We start from the raw sequence: 17,697 nt of genomic DNA, 5'->3' as shown, positions 1-17,697 counted from the left end.
GTGTCGATGTACTTTGCGGCACAAGGCGCTCCCTTCCCTGACCAAGCCTTACTGTAATCGATATAGCCGTAGATTGTTCAGGACAACCTGACTGCAAAACTCCATCCGTAGCGCACTTGGAAGTTTTCTTGCTTTGACCATACTTCAACCATCCGAGCAGCCCCGTTTGAGTGGTCCAATCCGAAGGTTAGTGCATGATCGGTCTTTGGCCTATCGCGACGATGCCCTCAGGCGCAAGTGGGCGATGCTCGGCGCCCATTCCACCGTATTTCTTCTTCCAGCGGCAATAAGTTTGATCAGTTACACTGATTTGACGGATCGCATCGATCCGAGACATGCCTTGCCCCATCAATACTTCAACCTGCCGCAACTTCACGACAATCACTTCGGGCTAGGGTCGCCTAATGGCCATCCATGATCCTCTGCTTTCCGAAACATAGGGGCGAACCACTTCAAAGGGGGAAGCACAGTCGTATTCAAAATTATGCGCTCTTCATGATACGGATGTCGAGTGTGTCCTGTTAACATTCCAACCCTCAATCCGTTCGTAATTCAGCTGCCCGGCGAACAGCAAGGACCGCTGCAGCGTAATCCCCAAGTGAGATTCCTCTGAAAGTGAAGGCCGCCGGTTTCTCGTAGGTACGGGTGTCGAGTTCGCCCATGACCAACTCGGTCAAATCACCGGATATTTGTTCGTACGGCAGCATAGGCTTGTCACTTTCAAATTCCTGTGTTCGATCATCGACAATCACAGTTTTGAAAACTTTCATACCCTCCTTGACCCATGGGATGCAGGCATCAGTTATGGCGGCAAATGCGGGCGGCATCAGCCATCGGGCATCGAGGAACGGTTCGATATCGAAGTCCATCGTTATCGATGTCACCACCAGTTGAGCATCGCGCAAGGCTTCCTTGGCATCCGTGTATATTTCGGCTTCCAGGCCCAGGTCCCGAGCATGGCGACAAAGCTGATCAGCATTCGCCTTTCCACGCCCAAAAACGCGAATGCGTTTAAGGGGAAACAGCTCCGAGAATGCGTCAAGATGAGAGCGAGCCTGAACACCCGCGCCCACAAAAGCTACCGTTTCAGCATTCGGATCAGCAAGCCTGCGCGCCGCCACTACTGACAGTGCCGCTGTTCTAATTGCCGTTATCCAGTTAGCCCCCAAGACGGCTTGCAAAAGACCGGTTTGCGCATCCATAACCATGATCGCACCGTTAATCGAGGGGAGGCCTCTTTCCGGATTTTCAGGGCATACAGTAACTTGTTTGGTTACGATGTAGCCATCCTCTCCCACAGCCAGGGTAGACATTGCATAGCGTCCGCCGCCAGGCAAAATGGCTGTTTTGGGCGAAGTGAGAAGCTTTCCTTCAGCTTTGGCTTTCAGGGCAGCCTCAATGGCGTCAGCAACTTCAGAAGGCTTTATACCCAAGCCTTCAAGATCCTTATCAGACAAATATTGTATGGCGTTATCACGGGTCATTCTGTTGTCTCTTGGCTTTGTTATCTGGATTTCCAATTGCGGACGGTATGTTCGATATTCTCCAAGTGTCGCGCTCTACTTATTAGGGGCAGTATGACTGCCACGTTGAGCGCTTTAATCTCGCTGCCACAGGGGGGATAAATGTGGCTCCACCTTTTCGGAAATACGAACCGATCTGAATTGCCGAAGAACCTGCATTCCTAAAATACATCGCGCTGAAGAAGGCAAAACGCGCTCAGCTGTATCGTGGTTTACTTACCAACCCACGTTGCAATTGAAACAGACCGCCCCCCGATAAGTGTTGCGTGCGATCACCACGCCTGGTCGATGGCGTCGACCCGCGGATTCTCTTCAACCAGGGGAGCTTCAGAGCATTGTGAATGCCCGTGGACACACAAATCTCAAAACCGCCAAGCTCCCGGCAAACGCTGAATTCACTAAGTTGAGGTTTAGTCTCCGTGGTACAATCCGATTACTTTGTCTTTTTCCAGAACTGCAATATCATCATCCGTCAAGCCAGCGTGTTTTTTTAGTATCATCGCCGTGTGTTCCCCAAGCCGCGGCGCGCGTGTTGCGGTCGGCGGCGTCCGGCTCATATGTTGGATAGGGCTGGCCAAAACCTGCAAAAGACCGGTTTCGCCTTCAATCGTCCAGACGGATTCCCTGGCTTTGGCCTGTGGATCAGCAAAAGCGCTGGGAACGTCATATAGCGGGCCCGCTGGCACCTTGTGCTCCAGAAATGTCGATTGCCACTCAGCCCTCGTACGCGTGGACAGAACGCCTTGGAGAATATCCGCAAGTTGTTGGCGGTTCTTGAAGCGATCCTCATTTTTTGCAAACCGTGCGTCGGTTCCAAGCTCCGGCATCCCTACGGACTCTGCGAGGCGTTGGAATTGGCCATCCGTGCCGACTGCTATCAGAAACTCGCCGTCCGACGCCATGAATGGTTCAACCGGTGCATGGCTTGGGTGAATAGCTCCCTGGCGTTTTGGCACAATTCCCTTGTTCAAATAGGTGGTTCCAATGCCAAAAAGAGACCCCATACCAACGTCAAAAAGCGATACGTCAATATACTGACCTTTACCGCTCGTTTCGCGCTCATGCAGCGCGACCATGATCGCAATTGCAGCATACAGGCCCAACATGATGTCCATGACCGGTGACCCCGCCCGCACAGGCGGGCGATCCTCAAAACCAGTTACGCTCATCAAGCCTGTCATAGCTTGAAGCACCATATCATAGCCCAGACCATCTTTGTACGGCCCCGTCTGGCCAAACCCAGTTGCCGATAGCGCGACAAGTCGATTGTTGATTTTCATCAGCGAAGGGAGGTCGATACCAAACCGGGCGAGATTACCAACCTTGAAGTTCTCCACCGCCACATCGGCCTTCTTGGCCAGCTCTTTCACCAGATCCTGGCCGCGTGTGTCGGCAAAATTGATCGCGACACTGTTCTTTCCACGGTTCAGCGTAGCAAATCCTGCCTCCCCCCAGGTGCGCGCTTCATCGCCTTGAAGTGCCTCAATTTTCCAGACCTCCGCACCAAAATCAGCAAAGATGTTGGTACAGTTTGGTCCGGCAAGAACTCTGGAAATATCCAGAAGCTTCAGATCAGCAAGAGCGGTCACAATGGCAATCCTTCAAAATGAATTTCAAGACAATGTTGCTTATCTGCAAATATATCCCGTATATGGAATTTTCACAAGCAACAACTTCACCCGCTGGTCACAAAAACAGCGGCTTGCGTAGCAATTTCTCGTATCTGCCAACCAACGTCCGAGCGAACGACGACCGCGCTTAAACGATTCACGTAAGGAGTAGTCGTTAGCGGAACAGCTTCTGTGTGTTCACTTCCGTCTTCATGGGCATAAATCTGCAGATAGAACGTTAAGCTGACAGAATCTGGCTTCACATCGGTTGCAATGAAGTTGGTCGCGATATGCGCTGTTACGATTGTTTTGGAGCGTTTGGTCAATCGCTCTGCTATCTCACCCCGGCCATTCAGCACAACGCTGCCCGACATGCGCCAGACACCATCTTCTGTGAAACAGGCCAACTGATCATCTATCTCACGGCGATCATGCAGCGAGAACATTCGAGAGATAGTTTCATGGGCAGATACAAATGCGGCTTCATTCTTCATAATGGGCTTCCCAATTTTTCTAGCGTGTTATTCAGACGTGCCGGTCACCCGTGACCCGCAATTGCGATAGTTGCAGCCGGATTCCAGCTGAGCGTGACTTCAGAACCTGGCGGCAACGGAGATCGGTGATGAAGCGTCAATTCTTCCGCGACGACAGTGCTGCCGTCCGGGCGATCGACGTAATGCATTGTCGTTGCGCCCAGCATGACCGAAAGCTTGAGTACCCCCTTGAGAACGTTGCTGGGCTCGGCGCCAAGTGACGTATCGAGGCAGATGTTTTCCGGCCTGACCAACAAGGTCACTGCGCCTGAACCATCTGCCATGGGCTGGGGGAACTCGATACGCTCACCGGTTTCCAGAACTGCTGCGTTATCACCCGCTTCCATTCTACCTCGGAGAATGTTGGACGTTCCCAGGAAAGTCGCGGCAAACTCTGATTGGGGCTGGAAATAAAGGTCGCGTGGAGATCCCACCTGAACGATATCGCCTTTCTCCATCAGAACGATACGGTCAGACATGCTGAGCGCCTCTTCCTGATCATGGGTGACATACAGCATCGTGATCTTCAGCTCAGTTTGGATCTTCTTGATCTCGAGCTGCATCTGTTCGCGTAATCGCCGGTCCAAAGCGCCCAGAGGTTCGTCCATCAGGACCACCGATGGGTTATAGGCAATACAGCGCGCCAATGAAATTCGCTGCTGCTGCCCCCCCGACAGTTCATTTGGCTTTCGCGAAGCAACTTCTGGCAACTGGATAATATCCAGCACCTCCCCGACCCTTTTTCGGATTTTCTCCTTGGACATACCGCGAATCTCCAACGGAAACGCGATGTTCTCAAAAATCGTCATATGCGGCATCAGGGCGTAGTTTTGAAACACCATTCCAATATTGCGCTGGTTCGGCGGGACAAAGGTCATATCCTTACCGTCAATCAACACCCGGCCACTCGACGGCGAAACCATCCCCGCAACGACATTCAGAAGGGTTGTCTTCCCAGAGCCACTCGAACCCAAAAGAGTAACAAACTCGCCCCGTTCAACTTCAATATTTGTCGTATTAAGCGCGGCAACATTGCCATAATGCTTGGACACATTCTCGAGAACAATCATCGAGCCCTCTCTCCTTGGGTTGCTGGTGTTGGCCGCATTGCGGCATGGAGCCTATTTGTCATGACCCGAAGAGGCCGCGATTAGACAGACAATCAGAGAGAAGACCGTGAGCAGTGTGGATATCGCCGCGATGACGGGCGAGATATCCCATTGGATACTTCCGAACATCTTGACCGGGAGGGTCGAAAAACCTGCCTTGCCGACAAAATAAGAGATGACCAGTTCATCAAACGAAATGACGAAAGCAAACAGCGCACTTGCGATGATAGTGGGCCGCAAGAGCGGCAACGTGACCTTGCGGAACACGGTAAACGGCCCGGCCCCCATGATCTGAGATGCGATCTCCAGATTGCGATCAACGTTCTGCATTCCCGCCATGCAAGTTACAATCACGAACGGAAACGCAATCAAAACATGCCCCAAAACAATCGGAATGGCTGGCCCGTGAACGCCAATCGTCGCAAAATAGAGATACAATCCCAACGCGACGACAACGATCGGAGCCATGATAGGGCTCAGCAGAAAGAGCGTAAGCAGTCGCTTGCCGCGAAATTCAGACCTGACCAATGAATATGCCGCGGGAACACCGATCAGGATTGCAAGCGTCGTAGACGCTATTGCGATCCAGAAACTGAGAACCGTCGAAGACCACCAGTTGGATTCCGTAAAATACGCACGATACTGCTCCAACGACAGGCTGGATGGAGGGAAGGTCATTTCAGTTCCCGATCCAAACGACACCGGTATGATGATCAATGTTGGCAGGATCAGAAAAATGTAACCCACCCACGCTAGAACCGATGGTATTCTTGATGCTAGCGGCGTTGGAATGCGATTAGATCTCATAGCGTTTTCCCCATCCGGCCCATCCCCCCAGCAAACCGGCCAAGCACCAGCAAAACCGAACCGGTAAGCAACAACAAAAGCACCGCGACAGCAGAGGCAGTCCCCCAATCCAAAACTTCGCGCGTATAGAAGTCGATGAGGTTGGCAATCATGAGATCGCCACGGCCACCCAGCAAAGCTGCAGTGATGAAGAACCCAAGAGATTGAATCATTGCCAGCAAAGATCCGGCAAGCACTCCAGGCATGCTCAGCGGCAGCGTTATCCGAAAAAAGATCCGCCACCGTCCTGCGCCCATCGTGTCGGCGGCGTTACGTAAGTTTGGGTTTTGCTGAAGCAGACTTGTAAAAATGGGAAACAGCACGAACGGGATCAGGAAATGCACCATCCCAATGATGACTCCGACGCGATTGTAAATAAGCGTGACCTTGGGAATATCAGCCATTCCAAGGACAGAATTGATGATGCCATTCTGTCCCAAAATGATCATGAAAGCGTAGCTCTTGACCAGGATACTTGTCCAGAATGGCAGCATGATCATGATCATGTAGAGCGTACGGCGACGCGCAGGTTGACGCGCGAGATGATACGCCATCGGATACGCCAAAACCAACGTCACGCAAGTGGCCGTCACGCTGATGACAATGGTGTTCCAAAGAACCTTGTAGAATAGCTTACTGCCCAACACTTCGTGATACTTGTCAAACGAAAAGCCCTGATCGAAAAAGCTCCTCATGACAACGGCCCCGAGCGGTGCCAGAAAAATAGCAACAGTAAAGATCGTCGCCGGAAGCAGGAACAGCATGAACGGTGAAACGGGTTGGCCCCGGAATCGAATAGTCATTGGCGCGCCACCCCACAGATCGAAAAATTGTTATTGCTCAAAGTCCTGCTTCCGGTGTTTTCTGGCTGTCTAGCTCAACTGCCATTCCTTAAAACGCTTGGTCAGTTCGAGCAGGCGAGGCTCCCACCAAAACTCGTTATTGAACGCGTTCATGGGTGATTCCGGGTCCGGATTCAGCGCCTTTAAATGGTCCGGCATTGCTGCAATGCCTTCGAGTTTGGTCGGTGCGTAGCCAATGATCTCAGCGAATGCGAGCTGCCGATCCGGGCGCATCGCGAAGGCAAGATGCTGCATTGCGGCATCCTTCTTGCTGGACCCCTTCAGGATCGCGATCTTGCCGGTCTCGATTAGCGCCATTTCTTTTGAATAATCGAGGGGTATACCTGCCTTTTGAGCCGCATAGACCCGACCGATCGCCGACGAGCAGAAATCGACTTCGTCGTTTTGAAGCATGCTGACGGTCTGAGGCATGGCGTTGACCCAAATATTCACATGCTCCTTGATCCTATCGAGCGCCGCAAATCCTCTCTCCACATCCAAGGGGTAAAGATCTTTGGGGCTCACGCCATCGGCCATTAGGGCGTATTCAAGATTACCGGTAATGCGGGTCATCATCCCGCGACGCCCAGGGAATTTGTCTGTGTTCCAAAAATCGATCCAGTTGGCTGGATGCTTGCCTTCACCAAATTTCTCTGAGTTCCACGCGAAGCAACCAGAATAAGTGCAATGCCCGATCGCATTTTTGTACTGGCTTCCCTCCGCAGTCCCAGTGACATCAACCACCGAAGTGTCGACCTCTTCCCAAAGGCCCTCTCGATCACCAGATGAGAGCCAGCCCGTCGCCAGTTCGACGATGTCCCACTCGATCTTACCTGTTTGCACCTGTGCTTTGGCCTTAGCCAAGTCTGCGCCATCGGTGACGATTACTTCAATCCCGGTCTCTTCGGTGAAAGGCTTGTGAAAAGCCTCAGTCATCGCCGCCGCCCAACTGCCGCCAAAACTTGCAACAACAAGAGGCTCTGCCGCGCTCGCTTTGCGGACCCCAAGAACTGCCGGTGCAGCTAAAGAAGCCAAACCGAAAGCACTCGTCTTCAAAAATGTTCGGCGCGAAGAACTCGAACGCTGAACGTCTGATGTAAGTTTTTTGCTAAATTTCACTGCCATACTCCCGTTGGTGCTCAACCCTGCTTTCAGAGCTGCAACGCTGAAGGGCTGAGCGTTCATACGTAGCATTGAGCCGGCCGACCGCTGGTTTCTTCAGGAGCTTTCGACTCGCTCATGTAACAATATTCCTTATCCGCAACAAAGTTGCAAGAAAAATAACATGCCTTCACAAACCAAAAAGTTTGAAATATGGGTGGAATTGGACAGTAAGCTCGAGGAACAGATGGTTCACAGAAATGACAACAAGCATGCGGTACAACGCTCGAAGCCAAAATCAGATTGGTTTGGTGACAGGCTAAAACGTTTGCGCCTTGACCGAGGACTGACGCTAGATGAACTTAGCCGACAGTCCAATATTTCCAAGTCGAACCTCTCACGCATCGAGAACAACAAAATCTCTCCAACCTACGATGCAATTAGTCAAATAGCGCATGGGCTTGAGATCGAAACACAGGATCTCTTTAAGACAAAAGCAAAGACCAAGTTGCGCGGCTGGAGGTCGATTACACGCGCTGGGCACGAGAAAATTATTGAAACGCCTCAATATCGTTTATCATTGCTGTGCTCGGACATAATCTCAAAAAGCTTCATGATGTTTCTTGCAGAGGTGAAAGCGCGCTCAGTGACAGAATTCTCATCCCTTGTCAGTCACTTAGGGGAAGAGCAAATTTATGTCGTCAGTGGAAAAATTGAACTTCATACAGAGCTCTATGAACCGTGTATTATAAGCGAGGGAGAGAGCATCTTCTTTGATAGCACAATGGGACATGCAATTATCTCTGTAAGCGAAGAAAATGCACAAATTGTCTGGACTTGCAGCAACGTCGTTTTGCCCTCAGATGGAGAAAGCCCACCCAGTGAGAACGGGTCTGACGGGAATACCAATTAGGAAATACCTCTAAACAACTGAAATTTTTCGTATTTCTCGGAATTTTTCTCGTGTATTTCAACCTGGTTCAGGATCGAAATTGTGGCCGCGCTGATAGAATAAGGCCGTTCTGCTTATTCCATTCGCGGTGCGTTTCATTTCTTGCCCTTGTCAAGATAACTCGCCGTGACGCCTGGCGCTTCATTCGCCATCCAGCCCATGCGATAGAGATTCATGCCGTGATGATAGGCGTCTGCTTTTCCCAGATCCGCACCCAGTTGCAGACTCTCCATCTCAAGACGAAGCGCGGTGGCGGAATGTTCGCCAATCTTGACGGCCATTGCCTGAGCAGTTGAGAGAAGTTGCTCAGAGGGAACAACCTTGTTCACGAGTTTCAGGCGATAAGCCTCTTTTGCGTCCATGAATTCCGCCGACAGAGCCATCCAGGCCGCTGCTGTAAAAGGCAGATGTCTTGCCAGGCGTGAATAGCCACTGGCACCACCAGCCCCAAACGCCACGCCCGTGAGCCCGAATTGCGCCGTCTCGCTGGCAATACGTATGTCACTCTGCGCCAACACGAAAAGGAAAGCCGCCCCAAGACAGTAGCCTTCAACAGCAGAAATGATCGGCTTTCTGCGTGTATGCGCAAGAATATCATGCTCCCAACCTGGGCGCATCGGCGTGTCTTCATTTTGGTGCAAGAACAAGTAGGCTGCGAGTTCCTCCTGCGAGGTTCTATTCGGTTTGTGGGTCGATTTCAGGTCATCGCCCACAGAAAAGCACTTTCCAGGCGCGCCATAGAACAGCCCGACCTTGACCTCTGGATCTATCTCAAACTCCTTGAGCCGATCAAACAAAGCCTTGTGAAATTCCGGCATGAGAACGTTATTCTTGTCACCGTCGATTATGAAATGCGCAATTCCATCGTGTTTCTCATAGCGTAGCGTCATGGTCGTCTCCGGATTTCTGGTTGCTGCATGCAGGGTAGCGCGCCATTGTTTATTCGAGCAGCGTGGCACAGTTGTTCAAGATCGCGCCTTTCGCATTTGCATCATGCTTTGCTCAGGAAGGCGGCTCTATGGCCACTTGTTTGGCCGCACGATGCCGATAGATCTCCATCGGCACCGCGATCGCGGCGACCATTGCAGTCAACAGGGTGACTGCCGCGGGTACAATAGGTGTTAGCTCTTGGCGCACATCCGCCCAAATCCGCACAGGCACCGTCGGATTGCTCCCGCTAATGAATAGCGTAACCACCAACTCGTCGAAGGAAATCAGGAACGCAAAGACAATGCTGATAGCCAGAGAAGGTGCGATAGTCGGAAGTGTCACGTAGATGAAGGCCTTCAGCGGCGTTGCCCCCAACACTCGGGCGGCAAGTACATGACCTTGTCCAAGTTGTCGTAACGCCGCTGTCATCGTCACAACGACAAGTGGTAGTGCCATCATTACATGCATGATCAGTAGCCCAGGAAAAGTGCCAAGCAGGCTGATCGAATTCAAGAAAAGAAAGGCACCCAATGCGATAATCACAGCCGGAACAATCTGCGGCACGAGAAATGCCATCCCCACAACATGACCGGTTTTTGTTGGCAGCCGGACAATTGCCATGGCCGCCAGCGTTCCCAGTGACGTTGCGAGTATCGCCGTAAAGAAACCAAGTAACAGGCTCCTGTAGAATGCCTCCAACCAGGCTGAACTCTGGAAAATCTCAGCGAACCAGCGCCAGGTAAATCCCTTGGGTGGAAACACAAGATAGGTCGTATCGCTGAAGGCCAGCGGGAAAACGATCAGCAGTGGAACAACCAGGTAAGCGATCATCAGGAAGAAATATGCAGGCAAAACAGTTCGGCCGCATCGATCCCAGAATGTGGTTTTCACGAGCGCACCCCCCCTTCCACAGCTGATGCGGCATAGCGGCCGAGAACGAGATAGACGATCCCCGCAACAATCAGACCTGCGCTGAGAAGAACAATACCGAGAGCGGCGCCAAGGGCCCAGTCCAGCGTTTGGTTGATCTGTTGCGCGATAACGTTGGAAACCATCATGTCACCCGGCCCGCCAACCAATGCAGGCGTGATGTAGAATCCCAGCGAAAGTACAAACACGAGAATCGTCGCCGAAATAACCCCGTTTAAGCTCAGCGGCAGAAAAACGGACAGAAATGCCCGGTGTGGCGGTGCGCCCAGAACCCTCGCAGCATGAAGCAACGTGCGGTTTATTTGGTTCATCGTACCGAACATAATGAGAATGGCGAGCGGCACGAGAACCTGCACAGATGAAACCAGAACTGCGCCGCGCGTGAAGATCAGCTTCAGCGGTTCGTCTATCGCTCCGATTTCCGCAAGTAGCAGATTGATAAGACCCTCTCTGCCGAGAACCACAATCCAGGAATATGTTCTTACCAGAACACTGACCCACAGCGGAAAAGTGATCAGCAAAATGAAAATGCGTTGGGTCGAGCGGCTGGTCGTGGCCAAGTAGTAGGCCACCGGATAGCCGATCAGCACACAAATAAACGCCACTTCTGCAGACAGGATGAGCGTTTGCGCCAATACGGTCACAAACACTTTGTTTGTCAACGCTGTGTGAATATGCCCAAGCGTGAACCCCTCGACATCAAAGAAGCTCCACAGCCCCACTTGAACCATTGGCATTATGAACGCGAATGTAGCGAACAGGACAGGTACTGCCAGAAGAAGCAGCGTAGCTTTGTTTTGTCTCAACATAGGTGCAACCTCTGGCAGTGTATTTCAATTATTGCAGGCGCCAGGCATTCCAGCGATCCTGCAAGGCCGGACGATTTCTCGCCCAGAACTCAATATTGAAGGCAAATTGTTTACTAAGATTTTGCTCGGAGGTGGGGAGATCCGCCCGCACTGATTCAGGTAGAAGCGCAGGCAGTTTGGGCGAAAGGCCCGGATATCCTGTAACTTCAGCGCCTATCTTCTGAATTTCGAGGTCCATGAGGCAAGCATTGAAGTATTTCATTGCACCCGTCGGATTCTTCGCGCCTTTCGGAACTGATCTGAAGGGAATATTGAGCGAACCACCCTGCCAAGAGAGCTCGACCGGCACGTTTTCGTTCTTCAACTGCACAACACGGCCGTTCCAGGTGTTGGTGTAGTATACCTCACCACTGGCGAGAAGCTGTGCCGGTTGCTGCCCGCTTGTCCAGAAAACAACGATATCGGATTTGATTTCGTCCAGCTTGCTGAACGCGCGGTCAACACCTTCTGGCGTGGACAACACATTGTAGATTTCTTCCTTTTCCACACCATCGGCCAGAAGCGCAAACTCCAAATTCTCCAGCGGTGTGTCCCTCATTGATCGAGGCCCGGGGAAGTTTTCCACATCCCAATAGGACTTCCACCCATCCACCGTTTTGCCTTCAGGAACTTTGTCTGTCCGATAGGCAAGAACCATGGAATAGACACGCCCGGCGACACCGTAATCATGCAGGCCAATCGCCGGCATTTCATTGTCAGGATCAACAATTGACCAGTCGACAGGTTCGAGCCAGCCATTGTCCGTGGCCGTAATCAAGATCTCGCCTTCTGCAGGAAAAACATCCCACAAATTGGTGCCTGTTGCCTGCTGCACTTTCAGCTGTCCAAGCGGATCGCTGATGGCAACCTGTTCAAGCGTAATTCCGTATTTTTCTTTCAGCTTCGGCGCGCAATATTTGTCGTTGAAATCGGCAACCATCCCGCCGTAGTTGGCAACGACCACCTTTTCTTCAGAAAGAGCTGCTCCAACACCTGAAAACATCATCATGCCGGCCATGACCGCCAGCTGGCTTAGCCTAATCGTCATTTTCTGTTCCTTCTCTCTAGTTTTCATTGATAATAACTGCGTCGAGCGGATCGAAAGACAGGATAACGCTGTCACCAACCTCAAGAGTCTTGCCTGCCTGCCGCGGCTGACGAATATACAGGCTTGTGCCTGTTTTCGTCGTCGCGCTAACCGAGATTGCCTCACCTAGGAAAATCGTCTCATCAATCGTGGCCTCGAATTGAACCTGATCGGGCACGTTGGCGTTGATAAATATTTTCTCCGGGCGAATGCTTACGAACAAATCCCCCGCAAAGTCAGGGATATCGGGTGGCGCGAAAACCACGCCCAATTGGTCGATACTAATCTGGCCATCTGCCAAGGCCGCTGGAACAACATTGGTCTGGCCGATGAAATCAGCGACAAATTTGGAAACCGGGCGATCATAAAGCTCTTCGCTTGACCCCATCTGTTCGATTTGGCCACCTCTGAGAACTACAATTCGATCAGACATCGCCATCGCTTCGCGCTGATCATGCGTGACATAGACAACAGTGCATTCGAGCTGACGTTGAATCTGCTTGATTTCGAATTGCATTGCCTCCCTCAATTTCAAATCAAGGGCTCCAAGTGGTTCATCCATGAGAAGAACTGGGGGACGGAATGAGATGGCTCGCGCGACGGCAACGCGCTGTTGCTGGCCGCCAGACAGCTCACGCGGAAAACGGTGTCCCAATTCGCCCAACCGGACGATTTCGAGCGATTCAGCGGCCCGTTTACGCGCTTCACTTTTCGAGGTTCCCCTCATGCGCAACGGGAACGCGACATTATCCAGCACATTCAGATGAGGAAATAGCGAATAATTCTGAAAGACCATCCCAACGCCGCGGCGTTCAGGCGGCAGGTTCTCAACTGGGTTCCCGTCGATCTGGATGGTTCCGGAATCAATTTCTATGAACCCTGCAAGCGCATTGAGAATAGTTGATTTCCCAGACCCAGACTCGCCCAGGATCGTAAGGAACTCACCCCTTTCGATCTTGATGTCAAAGCCGTCGAGCGCAGTGTACGCTCCGAATTTCTTCGTGACACCGCTAAATTCAATTGGTGCGCCGCCTTCATTCGTCATACAAACTGTCCCACAATTCAAAGCACTCCATGATAAATACTGTGTGTCTCACACTGCGACTCCCAGCATGTCAAAGGTCGTCGTCAGCGCGACACCCCCACCTTCAACCAAAGACTTTTTCGCGATTTTCTGAGAACTCGTTTTGGGAAACTCGCTGTAGTACTGCACGTATCTCGGGATCTTGAATTTTGCTAAAAGCGACTGACAATGCTTGATCAAGATTTCAGGAGTAATGTCTTCGGGCGTCACCCCGTCCTGCAGCACGACGCAGGCTTTGACTTCCTCACCGCGCTTTTCGTCCGGCACACCAAAGACAGCGACTTCAAGAACTTGCGGCAGAGAATAGATCGCGGACTCAACCTCTTGCGCGGCAATATTCTCCGAACTGCGCTTGATCATTTCCTTGATGCGGCCAACGATATAGTAATAGCCGCGCTCGTCTCGCCGCGCGAGATCACCAGTCCGAAACCATTTTCCCCAGAAGGCTTGTTCGGTCATCTCGGGATTGCCGTAGTACCCCTGAAACATCCCCGGGCCGGTAATCAACAGCTCCCCCACCTCTCCAACAGGCACCTCATTGCCTTCGCTGTCACCAATTTTGCATTCTCTCATTGGCGTTGGCATTCCGATCGTCCCGGTTCCCGTCGCCTCGAAATCCTCGGCGGGCACGTAAAGGCCCGGCCCAACCTCGGTCATTCCGAACGATTCACGCACGGGCACACCTAGCTTCTCTTCAAGTTGCCGGTGTAGCGCGGGCTTGAGCCCATAGAGCGAGATATGCTTCAAGCTATGCGGTCCCAATTCACTCGGATAAGGAAGGGTGGCAATCGGATCGCCGATCCAAGCAACATCAATACGATTTTCAATCAATCGCGGATAAAATTTGGCAATGCTGGGACCGGGCGGCACGCAGATTGCCGCGGCTTGAAACATCGCGACCGAAAACCGGTAGTAAGGCGACATGTAATAGAACGGCAATTCGCACAGAATACGCTCACAAGGAGGCAAGAGAGAAGCCTTGACCTTGCCAAGCGTCAGCCAGAAGCGGTGCGATTGCACACAGCCTTTTGGTTGGCCGGTTGAGCCGGAAGTATAAATGATGCTGACCGGGTCATCGAGACTGACCGCTTCACGATAGTCGAATTCATCAGCCGCATTGCTGATCATTTCCTCCCATGCGCCCGTGCCACTATCGCCATTTGCGAGGATAACCCGATCGCGATCGCGCAATTTCGCACCCGCATCGGTCTGCTGAAATAGCTCCAAATAGTCGATTGTGACCAGCGCTCTTTCAACATCCCCATCGGCCAGAACATGCTGAAGTTCGTGCGCTGTCACATTGGGATTCAGGGGAACAAGAACGGCGCCAAGCTTTGCCAGTCCCAGCCAAGCAGTCAAGAAGCCCAAGCCGTTAGGCATCATGACACCCACGTGCTCGCCCTTCACTACCCCCAAAGACCGAAATGCATTTGCAGCCTTAGCCGTCTCAGTTGCAAGTTCTCGGTAGCTGCGGATCGGTCCTTCGCAATCGATCGAAATCCAAACCGGATATTCTCCCTTGTCGAACGCTACGGCGTCAAGCTGATGACCAATGCTGGTCGGCATAGCCTCTGCTTCCAGTTTCCGATGAAACGCCAAGCGTCGAGACGGATCGAAAGTCATTTCGACTTGTCCTTGAGATAGCTGGACGTGACGCCTTCGGCTTCGTTTGCCATCCATCCCATGCGGTACAAGTTCATCCCATAGTGGTATGCATCTGCCTTGTTCATGTCCGCGCCCAACTCGAGCCCCTCCATTTCAAGGCGAATTGCCAAAGCAGAATGACGCGCAATTTTCTTGGCCATTTCCTCTGCCGTGGCGATTAGTTGGTCACTCGGAACCACTTTGTTCACCAGGTTCAGGCGATACGCCTCGTCGGCTTCCATGAAATCACCCGAAAGCGCCATCCAATATGCCGCCGTAAACGGTAGGTGTCGCGCCAAACGCTTCGGCCCCGCGCCGCCGCCCGCGCCAAACTTGATACCCGTCAGACCAAACTTAACGTTCTCGCTCGCGACGCGGATATCGCTATGGTAAAGGCAAAAAGAAAAACCGATCCCTAAACAGTAACCTTCAATCGCCGAAACGATGGGTTTGTAGCGACGATGTGCAGCCACATCGTGCTCCCAACCGGGGCGCATCGGCTTTTCACCTTCGCCTTGATGCAGGAACAGATATGCGGCAAGTTCCTCCTGCCGAGTCCGTGGCGGCTTGTGCATGCTCTTGAGATCGTCACCAACCGAGAAGCATTTCCCTTCAGCCCCATAGAACAGGCCCACTTTAACGTCCGGGTCGATTTCAAATTCTTTTAGCCGGTGATAGAATTCTTTGTGAAATTCCGGATAGAGAACATTCATCGGCCCACTGTCGATGATGAAGTGAGCAATCTCTCCGTGCTTCTCGTAACGCAAACCCATAAACGTTTATCTCCATTTGTTATTCTGACCGAGGGACACCTGTCGGACGACGATATTGCGGCCTCACTTCCGACCTCATGCCCTGGCTTCTCACGAACGCAATTTGAGCTGACCCATCCACTCGAAGCAGTGCGGAATCTTGCTGCAAATCGCCGCCGCCCCTCCAACTCTGCAGAGCGGGTTGATCCTTCACTTGATTTACCATCAACGCGCGCCCCATAGTCTGGCTCGTATGACCGGCAAGTTCTGACTACAATCGAGAGTTCCATATATGCAATTTTATTGCAAGAAATTTATGGCCCAAAATGCCATCTGATCTCATCCGAACCCATAGTTAGCAAAGTGCCCTCCGGAATCGCAGATCAGAATCCGCCGGTCATCTACGCGAGCGCGGCCTCAGATCTTCGGAAAACAAGGCCGAATCCGCTCAATTTGACCTCAGTCAGCCAACAAAGATTGCTCATGACATCCCCCCATAACTGGGGGGCGTGAAACACGACCACGCTTCAAGCTCAATGGAGTCCATGGGTCCTGACCCTAAAAGTCAATATTCACATGTTCCATATTGGCAATTGTATTGCATGCTGACATCATCTGAGGAAATGCTGGTTAAAACGGCAGCAACATGACCGGTAAGACAATTATTAGCCCAATAAGAACTCTCTCCGGCTTCAGAAGTGATGAAAGCGATAGCCTGATGAACGTAGCCCCGTCCAATGCAGCGCATGACCTGCTTGCTGACCTGCCAGTTGCGCAAAGGAGTACGATAATCGCAGACTACTGGTGGCACGTGTGGAGTTCCATCCAGCTTACGATCCTCCGGGAAAAAGGCGAATCAGACCTCTTCAATTTCAAACGGTCGATCATGCGGAAACATCAGCGCAACAGTTTCCTAGCGGGCGTCGACAAACTCGGCATCGACAGGGGGCTACCACCTGCGGTCATCGCGGCAAGATATCACTATCTGTCAAACATGATCGGCGGGCAGTACATGGAGTATGTCGAAGAATCGCCACAGAAGGTGTGGATTCGTTATTTCCCCCCGTCCTGGAGTTTCCCGGGCGTCAGCCTTGCGGCGGTGCCCGCTTCGGCTGAGATCGCGATGTTCGAAGGATGGCACCAACATAACGGAAGATCACTCGGGTCAAAGAAACTCGCCTTTGTCGTAACTAAAACCTATCACCGAGGAGATACCTGCGTAGAAGGCTATTTCGTTGAGCGCGAGCACGACTTGGAGCAAGATGAATTTCTGCAATTTGAACATGTTAACGCTTCGCCAAAATTCGATCATACCAAGGCTCCCCGCCTAGCCGAAGACGCTTGGCCGCAAGAACGCCTGGCAAAAGCGAACAGGTCTTTCGCGCGGGGTTACATCATCGATGCCATTCGCACATTGCTGGATATATATGGCCAACCATATAGCGCTTACATACTTGCAGAGGCAGCGCGTCTTGTAGCGGTTCAGTTTAGCGCCGAAATGTGCGATACGATGGAGATCTCAGGGCGCGAGACATCGGATTTTCTGAACTATTGCAGTACGCTTGCCGGACTGGCGGGCGAAAACTTCGATATAGTTGAAGAAACATCAGACTTTTTGAAAATAGCTCGCACCAATCACATCATTTCAAGACTTGATGCTTCAGAGGAAATTTCACGGGCCTTGTTCGAGCTAATCCAGACAACAGCAAAGATGTATTGGCCAAACCTACGCGTCACCCTGTCGTATTTGGATCGCTCCGAGGTTGGAAACGAGACTTGGTTGATAGAAAAAATGTCTCGTGATGCCTGACACGTATAGATTTTTGGGGGCCGAAAGGCAAACGCAGTCGAAATCGTGCATCAGACTCTCGTTATGAACGCGGGAGCGGCAGAGGACAGGTCACAT

Annotated in this window: 16 protein-coding genes and 1 pseudogene; 2 read left to right on the top strand and 15 right to left on the bottom strand. The window is 51.9% G+C overall.

All coding sequences use genetic code 11. The annotated features are described in order from the left end of the window. Positions 1 to 247: 247 nt before the first annotated feature. From LZG00_03525 to LZG00_03490, 8 genes and pseudogenes are all read right to left on the bottom strand, one after another. Positions 248 to 385, bottom strand: a pseudogene (locus LZG00_03525) (transposase). Between the two features lie 151 nt (positions 386 to 536). Continuing rightward, a complete protein-coding gene (locus LZG00_03520) occupies positions 537 to 1,484 on the bottom strand; it encodes an ornithine cyclodeaminase family protein (GenBank protein ID MCF3593063.1) in 948 nt (315 codons plus the stop codon). Positions 1,485 to 1,933: 449 nt separating this feature from the next. Continuing rightward, entirely contained in the window at positions 1,934 to 3,112 is a 1,179-nt protein-coding gene (locus LZG00_03515; GenBank protein ID MCF3593062.1) for a CoA transferase, read from the bottom strand. A gap of 86 nt (positions 3,113 to 3,198) precedes the next feature. Further along, the gene (locus LZG00_03510; protein MCF3593061.1) at positions 3,199 to 3,627 is read right to left on the bottom strand and encodes a nuclear transport factor 2 family protein; all 429 of its coding nucleotides are present in this window, start codon (positions 3,625 to 3,627) and stop codon (positions 3,199 to 3,201) included. Between the two features lie 44 nt (positions 3,628 to 3,671). Continuing rightward, entirely contained in the window at positions 3,672 to 4,736 is a 1,065-nt protein-coding gene (locus LZG00_03505; GenBank protein ID MCF3593060.1) for an ABC transporter ATP-binding protein, read from the bottom strand. Between the two features lie 51 nt (positions 4,737 to 4,787). Further along, entirely contained in the window at positions 4,788 to 5,453 is a 666-nt protein-coding gene (locus tag LZG00_03500) for an ABC transporter permease (GenBank protein ID MCF3593059.1), read from the bottom strand. A 125-nt stretch (positions 5,454 to 5,578) separates the two neighbouring features. Then, positions 5,579 to 6,385, bottom strand: coding sequence for an ABC transporter permease (locus tag LZG00_03495; GenBank protein MCF3593058.1), 807 nt, complete (start codon positions 6,383 to 6,385; stop codon positions 5,579 to 5,581). A gap of 108 nt (positions 6,386 to 6,493) precedes the next feature. Then, a complete protein-coding gene (locus tag LZG00_03490; protein MCF3593057.1) occupies positions 6,494 to 7,582 on the bottom strand; it encodes an ABC transporter substrate-binding protein in 1,089 nt (362 codons plus the stop codon). A gap of 166 nt (positions 7,583 to 7,748) precedes the next feature. Here LZG00_03490 and LZG00_03485 point away from each other — a divergent pair, with 166 nt between their 5' ends. Further along, entirely contained in the window at positions 7,749 to 8,477 is a 729-nt protein-coding gene (locus LZG00_03485) for an XRE family transcriptional regulator (protein ID MCF3593056.1), read from the top strand. Between the two features lie 134 nt (positions 8,478 to 8,611). On the opposite strand, the gene LZG00_03480 is transcribed toward LZG00_03485, so the two are convergent. From LZG00_03480 to LZG00_03450, 7 genes are all read right to left on the bottom strand, one after another. Further along, entirely contained in the window at positions 8,612 to 9,406 is a 795-nt protein-coding gene (locus LZG00_03480) for an enoyl-CoA hydratase/isomerase family protein (GenBank protein ID MCF3593055.1), read from the bottom strand. Between the two features lie 112 nt (positions 9,407 to 9,518). Continuing rightward, a complete protein-coding gene (locus tag LZG00_03475; GenBank protein ID MCF3593054.1) occupies positions 9,519 to 10,337 on the bottom strand; it encodes an ABC transporter permease in 819 nt (272 codons plus the stop codon). Continuing rightward, positions 10,334 to 11,185: an ABC transporter permease gene (locus tag LZG00_03470; GenBank protein ID MCF3593053.1), complete on the bottom strand. Its 852-nt coding sequence runs from the start codon at positions 11,183 to 11,185 to the stop codon at positions 10,334 to 10,336. The genes LZG00_03475 and LZG00_03470 overlap by 4 nt, the downstream gene beginning before the upstream one ends. A gap of 28 nt (positions 11,186 to 11,213) precedes the next feature. After that, positions 11,214 to 12,272 carry an ABC transporter substrate-binding protein gene (locus LZG00_03465; protein ID MCF3593052.1) on the bottom strand — a complete coding sequence of 353 codons (1,059 nt, stop codon included), beginning with the start codon at positions 12,270 to 12,272 and terminating at the stop codon, positions 11,214 to 11,216. 16 nt (positions 12,273 to 12,288) lie between these two features. Further along, positions 12,289 to 13,356, bottom strand: a complete 1,068-nt coding sequence (locus LZG00_03460; protein MCF3593051.1) for an ABC transporter ATP-binding protein — start codon at positions 13,354 to 13,356, stop codon at positions 12,289 to 12,291. A 48-nt stretch (positions 13,357 to 13,404) separates the two neighbouring features. Then, entirely contained in the window at positions 13,405 to 15,018 is a 1,614-nt protein-coding gene (locus LZG00_03455; protein ID MCF3593050.1) for an AMP-binding protein, read from the bottom strand. Beyond that, positions 15,015 to 15,812 (bottom strand): enoyl-CoA hydratase/isomerase family protein, encoded by a 798-nt coding sequence (locus tag LZG00_03450; protein MCF3593049.1) that lies wholly within the window; start codon positions 15,810 to 15,812, stop codon positions 15,015 to 15,017. The genes LZG00_03455 and LZG00_03450 overlap by 4 nt, the downstream gene beginning before the upstream one ends. Positions 15,813 to 16,437: 625 nt before the next feature. On the opposite strand from LZG00_03450, the gene LZG00_03445 reads away from it, so the two are divergent. Beyond that, on the top strand, positions 16,438 to 17,601 hold the full coding sequence (locus LZG00_03445; GenBank protein ID MCF3593048.1) for a hypothetical protein: 1,164 nt from the start codon (positions 16,438 to 16,440) through the stop codon (positions 17,599 to 17,601). Positions 17,602 to 17,697 lie beyond the last annotated feature (96 nt).

Source organism: Rhodobacteraceae bacterium LMO-JJ12, from assembly GCA_021555075.1.
In the GTDB taxonomy this organism is placed as follows: Bacteria; Pseudomonadota; Alphaproteobacteria; order Rhodobacterales; family Rhodobacteraceae; genus JAKGBX01.
Note: the sequence above shows the minus strand (reverse complement) of the source record. Positions and strands in the feature narration are given on the sequence as shown.

Coding starts and splice junctions, on each gene's coding strand:
- LZG00_03460 (MCF3593051.1), bottom strand. CDS start 13,356: ATGACGAATGAAGGCGGCGCACCAATTGAATTTAGCGGTGTCACGAAG.
- LZG00_03470 (MCF3593053.1), bottom strand. CDS start 11,185: ATGTTGAGACAAAACAAAGCTACGCTGCTTCTTCTGGCAGTACCTGTC.
- LZG00_03505 (MCF3593060.1), bottom strand. CDS start 4,736: ATGATTGTTCTCGAGAATGTGTCCAAGCATTATGGCAATGTTGCCGCG.
- LZG00_03510 (MCF3593061.1), bottom strand. CDS start 3,627: ATGAAGAATGAAGCCGCATTTGTATCTGCCCATGAAACTATCTCTCGA.
- LZG00_03455 (MCF3593050.1), bottom strand. CDS start 15,018: ATGACTTTCGATCCGTCTCGACGCTTGGCGTTTCATCGGAAACTGGAA.
- LZG00_03500 (MCF3593059.1), bottom strand. CDS start 5,453: ATGACCTTCCCTCCATCCAGCCTGTCGTTGGAGCAGTATCGTGCGTAT.
- LZG00_03485 (MCF3593056.1), top strand. CDS start 7,749: ATGCCTTCACAAACCAAAAAGTTTGAAATATGGGTGGAATTGGACAGT.
- LZG00_03445 (MCF3593048.1), top strand. CDS start 16,438: ATGACCGGTAAGACAATTATTAGCCCAATAAGAACTCTCTCCGGCTTC.
- LZG00_03520 (MCF3593063.1), bottom strand. CDS start 1,484: ATGACCCGTGATAACGCCATACAATATTTGTCTGATAAGGATCTTGAA.
- LZG00_03465 (MCF3593052.1), bottom strand. CDS start 12,272: ATGACGATTAGGCTAAGCCAGCTGGCGGTCATGGCCGGCATGATGATG.
- LZG00_03480 (MCF3593055.1), bottom strand. CDS start 9,406: ATGACGCTACGCTATGAGAAACACGATGGAATTGCGCATTTCATAATC.
- LZG00_03495 (MCF3593058.1), bottom strand. CDS start 6,385: ATGCTGTTCCTGCTTCCGGCGACGATCTTTACTGTTGCTATTTTTCTG.
- LZG00_03450 (MCF3593049.1), bottom strand. CDS start 15,812: ATGGGTTTGCGTTACGAGAAGCACGGAGAGATTGCTCACTTCATCATC.